The sequence below is a fragment of the Phascolarctobacterium succinatutens genome (genome assembly GCF_023497905.1).
In the GTDB taxonomy this organism is placed as follows: domain Bacteria; phylum Bacillota; class Negativicutes; order Acidaminococcales; family Acidaminococcaceae; genus Phascolarctobacterium_A; species Phascolarctobacterium_A succinatutens.
On the sequence record NZ_CP097284.1, the window covers coordinates 2217847 to 2231158 of the forward strand.

Sequence of the window (13312 nt, forward strand, 5' to 3'; positions counted from 1 at the left end):
GGGGGTACATATCAATTCAGCTCTTCGGCTTTTGCGACGGAACTTTTTGCTTTTTGAGCGCATATTTATATTGTTATTCCTGTTTAAGACCACTATACTACGATTTAGACGAGTTGTCAATAGCTAACCGCCGTTTTTTATGTTTTTTCCCACAAAAAAAAGACGAAGATAACAGTAATTTAATCCGTTATCTCCGTCTTGTATTTTCAGCTTAGTTTCTGTCGAAAACCATTACTCTGTCAAAGTCCAGGTATACCTTGGAGCCGTCAGGAATTGCATCAATGTCTGCGCCCTTAACGATAACGCGGATGTCATGACCGTGAACGTTTACACGATAGTCAACCGCATCGCCCAGGTAGAAGCGGTGAGTTACCTGACCTTCCATCTGACCGCCGCTGAGGGACATGGTAATATTCTCAGGACGTACGGCAATGGTAGCTTCGCCGGTAACCTTAGCGGTATTCGGGAAGGAAACATTGCTGCCCTTAATGAATACTCTGTCACCCTTAACCTCGCCATCGATAAAGTTAACCAGACCGATGAAGTCAGCAACCATTTTGTTGGCAGGCTTGGTATAGATTTCGTGCGGCGCACCGATTTGCTGTACAACGCCGGCGCTCATAACAACTACGCGGTCACTCATTGCCATTGCTTCGCCCTGATCATGGGTTACATAAACAACGGTGATGCCCAGTTCCTTTTGAATAGCAAGGATTTCAAAACGCATGGATTCACGCAGCTTAGCATCCAGGTTGGACAGAGGCTCATCCAACAGCAGCAGGCCCGGCTGTGCTACCAGAGCGCGCGCCAAAGCTACACGCTGTTGCTGACCGCCGGACAGCTGATGCGGATAACGCTTGCTGTATTCGCCCAAATGAACCAGCTCCAGCATCTTCTGTACGCGTTCTTCGCGTTCCTTTTTATCTACCTTTTGAATTTTCAGCGGATAGCCTACATTTTCGGCAACAGTCATATGCGGCCAAACAGCATAGGACTGGAATACCATACCGATATCACGTTTTTCCGGCGGAGCGAAGCTGCCCTTAATGGAGGAGCTTACGCAGTGGTCGCCGATATAAATTTCACCTTCGGTAGCACGCTCAAAGCCTGCAATCATACGCAGGGTAGTGGTTTTACCGCAACCGGAAGGACCGAGGATGGAAATAAATTCGCCATCCTTTACAACTAAATCAAAATCGTTTACGGCAGTTACAGCGCCGAAACGTTTAAATACATGCTCAATTCTTACCTCAGCCATTTATTACACTCCTTTAATTAAATACCTACGTTACCCTTGGAAACCTTGTTCAGAATCAGGTTACCAATCAAAACAATCAGCAGAATGATTACAGAAAGCACAGAAGCGTTCTGCGTATCTGCATAGGTCTGCAATTCATACAGCAATACGCCGATGGTCTTGGTATCACTGCCGTACAGGAGCAGGGACATAGTCAGCTCGTAGAAGGACGGCATAAAAATCAGGAACCAGCCGGCAACTATAGACGGTGCAATAAGCGGCATGATGATATCCTTACAGCAGCGCAGCCAGCTGGCGCCGGAGTTCAGTGCAGCCTCCTCCAGAGAGATGTGTACCTGACTCAGCGAAGCGGCGATGGTACGCACAGACATCGTCATGTATTTTACCAGATAAGCAACTACCATAATCCACATCGTGGAATACAGGTTCAAACCAAAATTACCGCTGAAGGTAATAATCAAAGCCAGCGCAATAACGATGGACGGGGTACTGCCACCGATAACTACCAGCAGATCCGGCAGGCTGCGGCCTTTGATTCTGGTTTTAACTGCAAGATATGCAATAAAGATGGAAATAAGTGTGCCGATGCAGGCAGCAATAACAGCGTAAACAACAGAGTTCCAAACGCTTTCCATGTACTGGGAGCTGGTGATAACGGGAATCCAGGCATCAAAGCCAATGTTGTCCAGACCAATCGGCTTGGACAGGGTGATAATCAAACTGGTAAGCACGATGGAGCCCAGCGGAATGATAATGGAAATCATGCTGTAAGCGCCAACCAGGCAGAAGCAGGGCCATTTCCATTTGCCCAGCTCTACAATGTTCGGACGGGTGCTCTTACCGCTGATAGTGGTGTAATCCTTTTTACCAACCATCCAGGTCATACCGAACAGCAGGATGTTAGCAAGGAACATGAGGGACGCAGCCAGAGCGGTAGCATCACGTACGCCCGCAGTATCGCCCATGTAAATATAGGTTACGATACGCGTGGTCATTACTTCAATGTTGCCAGGCATACCTACGATAGCAGGAATACCGAAGCAGCTGCCGGCAGCAATAAATACCAGCAAACCGCCGGCCAGAATGGACGGAGCCATCAGCGGCAGTGTTACGTCAAAAACAGTACGCATCGGAGAAGCACCGCTGACACGCGCTGCCTCCTCCAGAGTCGGATCCATTTTCTCCATAGCACGTGAAATGGTAATGAAAGCAAAGGGAGAGTAGAACAAAGTCAGTACCCATCCTAAGCCGGCCATAGTATAAATGTCAAAGGGCGCTGTTTCCAGCCCAAAGACAAATTTAAGAATCTCGTTCAGATAACCTACACTGGGGTTCAGCAGCTGTACCCAGGCAATAGCGCCTACATACGGCGGAATCATGTAGCTGGATACCAGCAGAGTACGGTAGATTTTTTTACCGGGCATATCAGTACGGCCAACCAGCCAAGCCAGCGGGAAGGTAATCAGCACACTGACAATCATAACACCCAAAGACAGCTCGATTGTATTCGTCAACGCACGCCAGTTGACATCCTGGCTATATACATTGCGATAATTTTCCAAGTTAATTGCGCCATCAAGCATGATGCTGTCATACAGCAGGATTCCCATCGGGAAGATAACAAAGTATAAAAGCAACAGCACGGAGATAGCGATAACAATAAATTTACTGTTTATTCTTGACATAGAACGCTTCTTTCTCCTTTTTTAATACCTCAGAGCAACACCAAAAGCAGACTTTCGGCCCCTCTTTATTGAGCAGAAAACAGGGATGGCCTGAAAGGTCTCCCTGTTTCCGCTATAATTTAACTTAGCAACGCATTATTTATCCATAACTCTCTTACGGAATTCTTCTTTGATTTGAGCATTGTTGTTAGCCAGCTTCTGCCAGTCAACTTTAATTCTGCCCTCAACAATCTTCTTGGTTTCTTCAGCACCGGTAGGAGCTTTTACGTCGCCACGAACGGAGTGCATCCAACCCTTAACAACTGCTTCCTGACCTTCTTTGGACAGCCACCAGTCAACCAAAGCCTTTGCACCCTCAGGATTCTTGGTTTCCTTGAAAATAGCGATCGGGGAAGGAACGTTGATTACGCCGTCGGTCGGGTAAACAATCTTCAGAGGCTCTTTCTTGGTGTTAGCCAGCTTCAGGATGTTTTCTTCCAGAATCATTACAGCTGCATATTCGCCGGTCAACAGCTTGTTTTGAATAGCGGAGTTGCCTTCTTCAACGCGCAGGCCGTTAGCTTTCAATTTATCGAAATATTCCCAGCCGTATTTGTCAGCCAGAGCGCCAACTGCTACATAAGCAGTACCGGACAGCATCGGGTTAGGCATAGCGATTTTGCCTTTCCATTTCGGATCGGTCAGATCTGTCCAGTTTTTCGGAGCTTCTTCAGCTTTCAGCTTATTGGAGTTATAAGCAATGATCATGTTGGAGATACGAACGCCGTACCAGTTGCCGTCTTTGTCTTTTTCACTGATAACGTTAGCATCTTCTTTGGATTTATAAGGCAACAGCAAGCCTTGCTCCTGCAGCTTCAGATAATAGGAAGGATCCGCAACCATCAGAACGTCTGCAGCAATTTTTTTAGCTTTGATTTCGCCGGTAATCTTGGTGATAACTTTTTCGGTACCGCCTTGGAACCAGTTAACCTTCATATCCGGGAAAGCTTTTGCAACATTAGGTTTGCACATATTGTCGATAATATCAGGATAAATAGAGGTATAAACCATCAAGCTGCCTTTTACGCCGGCAGCCTTATTGTCTGCTTTTTTGTCGCCGCCGCCGCAGCCAGCCAAAGCTACAGATAAAGCCAACATTGCTGCTGCACCAAGCATCCATTTAGATTTTTTCATTCACATACACTCCTTTTTTTGCATCGTCGTTGAAAATTATATTTTAGCGTGTTCCATTCTACACCCATATTTGATAAATTCGCTGCAGGACGTTTTTCACCTGCTTACACTTTACATTATTTTTACAAATATTTAACTTTTTATGTCACCTTGACACTTATTGAACGGACATTCCACCACCATATTACATTTGACGTTTTTTGTCCTATGTGGACTTTTATTGTCCCGCTATTTTCCGATGCAAATAAAATTCAATTCCCATGCAGGGACATAAGGATGCTTACGCAAATAAATCTTATACTCCGGCACCAGCTCCCACAAAAGCAGCGGCAGACGGAATAAATCAACATCATAATGGTAGGCCGCGACAAACAGCTTCGGCTTACATTCGCCGATAGTCTGTCTGCCACCGGCAATAGCCTGCACCTCCGCCCCCTCGACATCCATTTTGATCATTGTCACCGGGCGTCCCGCCGCTACAGCATCAATCGTCGTCACCGGCACGGTTTTCTTCTCCGCGCCGATAAACGTTGACTGTCTGCCGCCGCTGTCGCTGAAGCCCAGCTCTCCCTGCTCGCTCCAGATGCCTGCCTCGTGTATCTCGACAGTAAGCCCCTTCTCCGCTAGCTCATCTGCCAGCAGACGCAGCTTGCGGCAGTTACGGCGATCCGGCTCTACCGCCAGCACCTCGCGCCATTGCCAGTCAGTCAGGCGTCCCAGCTCCTGTATGGTATCACCGTTATAGGCACCAAGATCCATATATACTTCTTCGGCTGTCGGCGCAAGCAACATCCTGATATCCTCCTCACGCTGCGTTTCACAGTCAAAAAGATAGCTTATCTTGCCGCTAAGCTTATAGTTAAGCGTAGCCGCAAAAACTCTGCGCGACTGTTCATCCGCCAGTCTGTCATAAACCTGCGTCAGCTGCTCTTCGTAACGCTGCAGCCAGGCGGCGCTTACAGTTTCTTCCTCATCAAAAAGCGGCAGATGCGGTGCCACAACCTCCTGCTCGGCAGCCAGCTGCGCAAAGCGCTCCAGCACCTCCGGTCTTTCGCTGGCAAAAGCGATAACAACCAGAAGCTCATTGCCCAGACGCGCACGCAGCACATCATAGCGTTCTACCGTAAAGCCGCGGAACTGCTGTCCGCGGACGAACTCGTCACTGGCAAATACACCCTGCACCTGCACTCCGTTTGCTTCGCACCAGTCGATAATTTTATCGGCTCCGTTGCCCATTCCGTAAAGTACTATCGGTTTTTTTGTATGTTGCAGGAGCTCCCAGACACTTAGTGTTTCCTGCATAAATTTTAACATATCACTACCTCTTTCCGTTTCTGATCATCTATTTTAGATAGCCACAGCTTACTCATTTGACTATTTTGTTTGTTTTTTATTATACACTATCTCTGCTAGTGACGTTAAGAACTCAAACTTCGCAGGTAAAAATCCCCTGCACCCCTTGAAAGTCCAGGCTTTGTAAACAGAAAAATAGCATGAGTCTTGCCAGTTTGGTATAATTATGTTGGCTCAAAAACATACCAAGCACCGGAGGCTCATGCTATGAAAAGTATATCACAAACCACCCAGCAGATGGAATCCATCTCGAAGAAAACTTCGGCGTTCTTCCGTCGTTATCATGTCGGCCAGATTCTGCGCGCGGCCAACGCTTGCAAGCTCAAAGGATTTTCCTCCATTCTCGTTTTCCTCGTGCTCGTAAGCATCATCTTCGAGAACCGCTCGCTCTATATGCAGCGCCGACTTCACGAGGATTCGCTGCCGTTCGGCAAGGACACGGCTTACCGCTTCTTGAACTCCTGCCACACGAACTGGCGCAAGTTCACGCTGCTTCTTGCGGCGCGGATCATCAACGAAACCATCAAGCCGCTGACGGATGCCGGCCGGCGTTGTGCCATCGTCGTCGACGATTCGCTCTTCAGCCGCTCGCGTTCCAAGCGCGTGGAACTCTTGGCGAACGTCTACGACCATGTGAGCCGCCGCTATACGAAGGGCTTCCGCTTGCTCGTCCTCGGCTGGACGGACGGGAACACGTTCCTGCCACTCACGTTCTGCCTTCTTTCAACCTCGAAGGAAAAGAACCGGCTCAATGAGGCCAGCGCATCCGTCGATGCAAGAAGCAACGGCGGAAAGCAGCGCAAGCTCGCGCAGATGGAAGCGCCAGCCGTCGTCCTCAATTTGTTGCAGGAGGTCAAGGCGACAGGAATCCCCGCGCAGTACGTCCTCTTCGACACATGGTTCTGCTCGCCGTCGTCGCTGAAAGCCATCCATGACCTCGGCTATGACGTCACCGCTATGGCAAAGAAGAGCAAGAAGGTGCGCTACCCCTGCGAAGGGAAGATCTCGAACGTCAAGGCCATCTACAAGGAACACAAGAAACGCCGCGGACGCTCGCGTTACCTCCTGTCCGTCGATGCTGTCGCGACGAAACAGGGAGAATCCCTCGTGCCTGTGCGATTGGTCTTCGTGCGGAACCGCAACAAGCGGAAGGATTATCTCGTCCTCGTCACGACAGACCTCTCGCTTTCGGAGGAAGAAGTCATCCAGCTCTACGGGAAGCGCTGGGGCATCGAGGTGTTCTTCAAAGCGTGCAAGTCCTACCTGCGGCTCGGCAAGGATTGTCGTTCCGTCTCCTACGATGCGATGACGGCGCATGTCGCCGTCGTCTGCACACGATATATGCTCCTGGCTGTCGAGGAACGTGAGAACACGGATGGGCGAAGCCTCGGCGAGCTCTTCTATCTGGGGCTTGATGAGCTTCCGGACTTGAAGTACATGGAAGCGCTTCGCCTCGTGTTGCAGGAGTTTGCGGAGCAGCTTCGGGCAGAATATCCGTCAGAAGTCTTGCTGGTCGAATCGCTCTTGGAACGATTCCTGAACGATCTGCCCGCTCTTTGGATGAGTCGTCTGCGTGCACAGAAGTGTGCGTGAATGGCTTTCGACATTCAGTTCAAGCTGATTTATCAAGGCATACGGGATGTTTTCCGTGTGCGAAGTTTGAGTAATTAAGATGTGAAACAAAACATACTAAAGCGGAGGTTCATGCTATGCAAATTATACCACAAACCACCCATCAGATGGAATCCATTTCGAAGAAAACTTCGCTGTTCTTCCACCAATATCGCATCGGCCAGATTTTGCGGTCTGCCAACGCATGCAAACTCAAGGGCTTTTCCGCTATTCTGGTGTTCCTTGTGCTCGTCAGCATCATCTTCGAGAACCGCTCGCTTTACATGCAACGCCGGCTTCACGAGGAATCCCTGCCGTTTGGCAAGGACACGGCCTACCGCTTCTTGAACTCCTGTCACACGAACTGGCGCAGGTTCACGCTGCTCCTTGCGGCGCGGATCATCAACGAAACCATCAAACCGTTGACAGACGCCGGACGTCGTTGCGCTATCATCGTCGACGATTCGCTCTTCAGCCGCTCGCGCTCCAAGCGCGTGGAACTCTTGGCGAACGTCTACGACCATGTGAGCCACCGTTATACGAAGGGCTTCCGCCTGCTCGTCCTTGGCTGGACGGATGGGAACACCTTCCTGCCGCTCACGTTCTGCCTCCTTTCGACATCGAAGGGAAAGAATCGTCTCAACGAGGCCGACGCGTCCGTCGATGCCAGGAGCAACGGCGGAAAGCAGCGCAAGCTCGCGCAGATGGAAGCGCCAGCCGTCGTCCTCAATTTGTTGCAGGAGGTCAAGGCGACAGGAATCCCCGCGCAGTACGTCCTCTTCGACACATGGTTCTGCTCGCCGTCGTCGCTGAAAGCCATCCATGACCTCGGCTATGACGTCACCGCTATGGCAAAGAAGAGCAAGAAGGTGCGCTACCTCTGCGAAGGGAAGATCTCGAACGTCAAGGCCATCTACAAGGAACACAAGAAACGCCGCGGACGCTCGCGTTACCTCCTGTCCGTCGATGCTGTCGCGACGAAACAGGGAGAATCCCTCGTGCCTGTGCGATTGGTCTTCGTGCGGAACCGCAACAAGCGGAAGGATTATCTCGTCCTCGTCACGACAGACCTCTCGCTTTCGGAGGAAGAAGTCATCCAGCTCTACGGGAAGCGCTGGGGCATCGAGGTGTTCTTCAAAGCGTGCAAGTCCTACCTGCGGCTCGGCAAGGATTGTCGTTCCGTCTCCTACGATGCGATGACGGCGCATGTCGCCGTCGTCTGCACACGATATATGCTCCTGGCTGTCGAGGAACGTGAGAACACGGATGGGCGAAGCCTCGGCGAGCTCTTCTATCTGGGGCTTGATGAGCTTCCGGACTTGAAGTACATGGAAGCGCTTCGCCTCGTGTTGCAGGAGTTTGCGGAGCAGCTTCGGGCAGAATATCCGTCAGAAGTCTTGCTGGTCGAATCGCTCTTGGAACGATTCCTGAACGATCTGCCCGCTCTTTGGATGAGTCGTCTGCGTGCACAGAAGTGTGCGTGAATGGCTTTCGACATTCAGTTCAAGCTGATTTATCAAGGCATACGGGATGTTTTCCGTGTGCGAAGTTTGAGTTAAGAATTAAATGTGTTAAAATAATAGTAATCGAAATATTACATCTGATACTGATGGAGGTTATAAAAATGTCACTGCTGGAATCCGGAGAAAATTACTTGGAAACTATCTTAGTTCTGACCAAACGCAATGGCAGCGTACGTTCTATCGACATTGCGGAGGAAATGAATTTTACAAAAGCCAGCGTCAGCCGCGCTATGAGCATTCTTAAACGTGATAACTATATTATCATGGAGCCTGACGGCCGCATCCTGCTTACCAAGGATGGTCAGAAAAAAGCTGCTGCCGTCTACGACCGTCACGTAACCCTCACCCGTTTCATCAACGAGCTTCTAGGCGTAGACGAGAAAATTGCGGAAAAGGATGCCTGCCGTATCGAGCATATCATCAGCCCGGAAACCTTTGCAGGAATCAAGGGCATGCTGAAGGATTAATTTGCTATAAGTTTTCGAGAGGTCCGCTATGAAAAAATCAGTTTTGTTTCTGCTTACATTCATTATGCTGCTCTGCGTCAGCATTTCCTGCTTCGCTAATCAGCCCTATAAGCATCCTGATTACAATCTGCGTACAGTCAAAGAAATTCATATTACCCAAATTGATAATCTGGAAGGAGAGCCCGCACGCTATTTCAAATCGGACGAACATGCCGAAACCAAAGTCCTCGCCGCTGTTTTGCAGGCTGCCGGCAAACAAAAGCTGATTGCTACAGATGAAACGCAAAAGCCGCTGCCGGAATATCATAATGTTAAAACCAGCCAAAAAAATTTAGCGCCCAGAGATTTGGAAATGCGAGTTACCATTAATCATTTTGGCTACCGCACCATTCGTGTTCCCGGTCATTTTGAAGATTACACTACCCAAGAAACACATTATTACTATGACAAAGATGGAAAACGCCACTATTGGACTGAAGATGTTGTACGCCAGCGCTGGGTACCGGAAAGCTTTCATCCGTATGCACAGCTAAGCCTGATTTATAACTTTTATGATTTGTCTGACGGCACACTTGTTGCCTCCTTCAGCGACAGCCGTAACCGTGAATACGAAAATGCCCCGGCAGGCGGTATGCTCAATCGTTCTCTGAAGGACTGCTTCAAAAAAATTTTCAGGAAATAATCCTGCAACAGACTGCTGATAACAGCAGTCTGTTTTTTTATTACAGCTTCATAATAGCAATTCTTATTATTTTTGTTGACATCTCAACTATAAGTGATATAATACAGAGAAGTAAGGTTTATAAAAGAACCTTCTGCTATTTTTGATGATTATGAATTTCAAAGGAGTGCTTTCAAAATGAAAAGTCTGAAAAAATTTGCTGTTGCATCTATGACTTGCGCTGCCCTCTTAGGCTTTGCTGCTACCAGCCATGCCGCATATCAACTGAACGACGAAGTTAAAGACGCTACCCCGGCTCTGCTTATGGCATCCCAAATCGGCGTAAAAACCAATGTTAATCCGGCTCTGGCAAACCTGCCTGACAAAGACGCTATCGTTGTTATGAGCTTCGGCACCACCTTTAAAGACAGCCGTGCTAAAACTATTGAAGCAACTGTAGACGCTATTAAAGCTGCTCATCCCGGTGTAAAAGTAGTTACTGCTTTCACCTCTCATATTATTATTGACCGTATCAAAGCTCATGAAGGTCTCACCATTCCGACACCTGAACAAGCTCTGGCTCAACTGAAAGCTGAAGGCTACACCCGTGTTGCTCTGACCTCTCTGGATATTATTCCGGGCATGGAATATGCATACAAAGATGCAGTTTATAACCTGCACAAAAATGACTTCAAGAAAATGACCTTCGGCACTCCGCTGATGTACTGGCAAGGCCAGGAAGGTCAAGCTGACGATATTACCGAAACCATGAAAGCAGTTGCTACTCAATTCCCGAAACTCGGCAAAAAAGATGCTGTTCTGATTATGGCTCATGGTACTCCGCATCCGTCCAATGCTTACTATGCAGTAATGCAAGACCGTCTGAATGAGCTTGGCTATACCAACGCTTACATCTTCTCCGTAGAAGGCTGGCCGCATCTGGACACCGTTACTCCGCAACTGAAAGCTAAAGGCATTAAGAACGTAACTCTGATGCCGCTGATGATGGTTGCAGGCGACCATGCTAATAACGATATGGCCGGTGACGAGCCTGATTCCTTTAAATCTCAACTGCAGGCTGAAGGCTTCAAGGTTAACACCTATATCCACGGCCTGGGCGAAAACGCAGCAGTACAAAAACTGTTTGTTGAAAGAGCAAACGATTCTTGGGATGCTCTGGAAGCTAAATAATTTACTTAACAAGTAATTCATTTCTTTCACACCTTTTTACTCTCCGTCCGCTTTTCAGGGCGGAGAGTATTTTTATAATAAAAATTAATTTATGAAGAAGAGGTGCTATATTATATATGGATAGCAAAAAAGCTCTGGTGGTTATCAGCTTTGGCTCCACCTTTGACGAAACCAGAACCCACGATATCGGCGGCATTGAGCAGGCACTCGCAGCAGCCTTTCCTGCCTATGACCAGTACCGTGCCTTTACCTCCGCAATTATCCGCAAACGTCTGGCTGAACGAGGCATTAAAATCGACGATACGGAAACAGTTCTGCAAAAGCTGGTTGACGCAGGCTACGAAGAGGTAGTGCTACAGCCGACGCATCTGCTGCATGGTGAAGAATTCGAACAGAAGATTCTCAGCCTCAGGGATAAATTCACCGCTAAATTCCAAAAAATTATTATCAGCCAACCGCTTATCGTTAATGATGAGGATTATAGGCTGGCAGCAGCCGCTGTTGCCGTTCAGGTTCCTCCCTTAGCTGCAGATGAAGGTGTAGTTCTCATGGGCCACGGCACTCCGCGTAATAACAATAAAGCGCACGGCTATACCTATGTCAGACTGCAGGAAATCTTTGATTCTATGAAATTCCCTGCTATTGTAGGAACAGTAGAAGAAGAGGATACTCCTAATTTTGAAGCGGTTCTGCAAAAACTGCAGGAGCGCAAGTACAAGCATGTACATATGTATCCCCTGATGGTTGTTGCCGGCGACCATGCTAAAAACGATATGTACGGCGACGAGGAAGACAGCTGGAAGACTCAGATTGAAGCTTTAGGCATCAAAACAACCGGTCATCTGTGTGGTCTTGGCCGTTCCAAAGCTATTCAGGCTATTTATATCCAACATGTTTTACGTGTTTTGTCTCTAGAAGATTGACATTTATTAATAATTAACTAAAAAAACCTGCATTCTGTCCCTGATATGTACCCAGTTTTCTGGACACCGCTAAAAATTTGAATAATTATATTTACATCATGGATGCTTCTCTGAATTTAGAGGGAGGCATCCATTTTGTTTTAGCTTGAATTCTTTTGTTGTTATAATAATCGATGTACTCAGCTATAGCGTTTGAAAAAGATTCAAACGAAGGGTAATCTTTTTCAAATCCGTAGAACATCTCGTTTTTTAATCTGCCAAAGAAAGTTTCCATAATACAGTTGTCATAGCAGTTACCTTTCCTAGACATTGATTGAATGATTCCGTGCTTTTGCAATTCATTCCTATAAAATGCATGCTGATATTGCCATCCTTGATCTGAGTGCATAATAAGACCTTTTACAGAAGGAAAACCTTTAAATGCCTTTTTCAGCATGTCCTTTATTTGCGCCATATCTGGATGTAGAGAAAGATTGTAAGAGATTATTTCATTGCTGTTCATATCCAAAATCGGAGAAAGATAACATTTGCCCCAAGGCAGATTGAACTGCGATACATCGGTTGTCCACTTTTGCAAAGGTTTTTCGGTATTGAAATCTCGATTGATGATATTATCAGCAACTTTGCCAACATCGCCTTTATAGGAGTGGTATTTTTCCTTGGGACATTTTCCAAACAAGGTAAGCTGATTCATGATTCGTTGGACACGCTTGTGATTTACTCGAAAACCTCGATTCAGAAGCTCCTTATGTACGCGCCTTACACCATATCGCTTTTTGTTCTCGTTGAAGATAACAATAATTTCGGATGATAAGTCGGCATTTCGTTCGCTAACTTTATCTGTCTTGCTAAGCTCGTAATAGTACGTTGAACGCGACAGTCCAATCGCATCCAGCAAATAATTCAGTTTGTAACCTTCTTCACGCAGTTTTTGGACGAGCGCAGCTTTTTCGCCTTGAGTTGCGCTGCGCATCTCTCTTCTCTCAAGGCAATCTCTTTTTTTACAATAGCAATCTCCGCTCTCAAGCGCTCATTTTCTGCTCTGAGCAGAATCATTTCTTCTCGTTCTGATGGAGTAAGTTCTGCCGGCTCTATTTTTTTCTTCATTTCAGGCTCCTTGGGTGGTCGTCCTTTTCGTTGTGCGACCAATCCCTGATACCCTTTAATTTTATAGCATCTAACCCACTGATACAAGAGTCCAGCGTTAATTCCTGCAGAAATAGCTGTTTCCTTATTTGACGCACCAGCTAATACTTTGGCTACAAGTTCATATTTCTCTTCTGCTGACCAAGTTTTTCTCTGATTTTTATGTCTTAATGCTTCTGGACCACATTTATCTTCTATCCGAACCCAAACTCGGATTGTATTGTGGAAATTTTTTTCTGTTATATCTTTAGGCGTTTCAGGCCATTTACCTTGTCGATATAATTCTACACACTGTCTTTTGAACTTATAGCTGTATTTCAT

The 13312-nt window shown here is 47.4% G+C and carries 12 protein-coding genes; 6 read left to right on the forward strand and 6 right to left on the reverse strand.

What is annotated here, in order from left to right; all coding sequences use genetic code 11:
• Positions 1-211 precede the first annotated feature (211 nt).
• From M5E81_RS10670 to M5E81_RS10685, 4 genes are all read right to left on the reverse strand, one after another.
• The gene (locus tag M5E81_RS10670; protein ID WP_249747487.1) at positions 212-1258 is read right to left on the reverse strand and encodes an ABC transporter ATP-binding protein; all 1047 of its coding nucleotides are present in this window, start codon (positions 1256-1258) and stop codon (positions 212-214) included.
• A gap of 17 nt (positions 1259-1275) precedes the next feature.
• A complete protein-coding gene (locus M5E81_RS10675; RefSeq protein WP_249747488.1) occupies positions 1276-2943 on the reverse strand; it encodes an ABC transporter permease in 1668 nt (555 codons plus the stop codon).
• A 135-nt stretch (positions 2944-3078) separates the two neighbouring features.
• A complete protein-coding gene (locus tag M5E81_RS10680) occupies positions 3079-4116 on the reverse strand; it encodes an ABC transporter substrate-binding protein (RefSeq protein ID WP_009145163.1) in 1038 nt (345 codons plus the stop codon).
• A 228-nt stretch (positions 4117-4344) separates the two neighbouring features.
• Positions 4345-5430: an FkbM family methyltransferase gene (locus M5E81_RS10685; protein ID WP_249747489.1), complete on the reverse strand. Its 1086-nt coding sequence runs from the start codon at positions 5428-5430 to the stop codon at positions 4345-4347.
• Between the two features lie 246 nt (positions 5431-5676).
• Here M5E81_RS10685 and M5E81_RS10690 point away from each other — a divergent pair, with 246 nt between their 5' ends.
• The 6 genes from M5E81_RS10690 to M5E81_RS10715 all read left to right on the forward strand — a co-directional run bounded on the left by M5E81_RS10690 (position 5677) and on the right by M5E81_RS10715 (position 11845).
• Complete coding sequence (locus M5E81_RS10690; protein WP_249747014.1) at positions 5677-7062, forward strand: IS4 family transposase; 1386 nt, start codon at positions 5677-5679, stop codon at positions 7060-7062.
• Positions 7063-7178: 116 nt separating this feature from the next.
• Positions 7179-8564, forward strand: coding sequence for an IS4 family transposase (locus M5E81_RS10695; protein WP_249747153.1), 1386 nt, complete (start codon positions 7179-7181; stop codon positions 8562-8564).
• Positions 8565-8710: 146 nt separating this feature from the next.
• Positions 8711-9070: a metal-dependent transcriptional regulator gene (locus M5E81_RS10700; protein WP_367317910.1), complete on the forward strand. Its 360-nt coding sequence runs from the start codon at positions 8711-8713 to the stop codon at positions 9068-9070.
• Positions 9071-9098: 28 nt separating this feature from the next.
• Positions 9099-9752 (forward strand): hypothetical protein, encoded by a 654-nt coding sequence (locus tag M5E81_RS10705; protein ID WP_009145160.1) that lies wholly within the window; start codon positions 9099-9101, stop codon positions 9750-9752.
• A 177-nt stretch (positions 9753-9929) separates the two neighbouring features.
• Positions 9930-10922: a sirohydrochlorin cobaltochelatase gene (locus M5E81_RS10710; RefSeq protein ID WP_009145159.1), complete on the forward strand. Its 993-nt coding sequence runs from the start codon at positions 9930-9932 to the stop codon at positions 10920-10922.
• 116 nt (positions 10923-11038) lie between these two features.
• Complete coding sequence (locus M5E81_RS10715; RefSeq protein WP_009145158.1) at positions 11039-11845, forward strand: sirohydrochlorin cobaltochelatase; 807 nt, start codon at positions 11039-11041, stop codon at positions 11843-11845.
• 91 nt (positions 11846-11936) lie between these two features.
• On the opposite strand, the gene M5E81_RS10720 is transcribed toward M5E81_RS10715, so the two are convergent.
• Positions 11937-12818: an IS3 family transposase gene (locus M5E81_RS10720; RefSeq protein WP_249747005.1), complete on the reverse strand. Its 882-nt coding sequence runs from the start codon at positions 12816-12818 to the stop codon at positions 11937-11939.
• On the reverse strand, positions 12749-13312 hold the full coding sequence (locus tag M5E81_RS10725; RefSeq protein ID WP_249747006.1) for a transposase: 564 nt from the start codon (positions 13310-13312) through the stop codon (positions 12749-12751). The genes M5E81_RS10720 and M5E81_RS10725 overlap by 70 nt, the downstream gene beginning before the upstream one ends.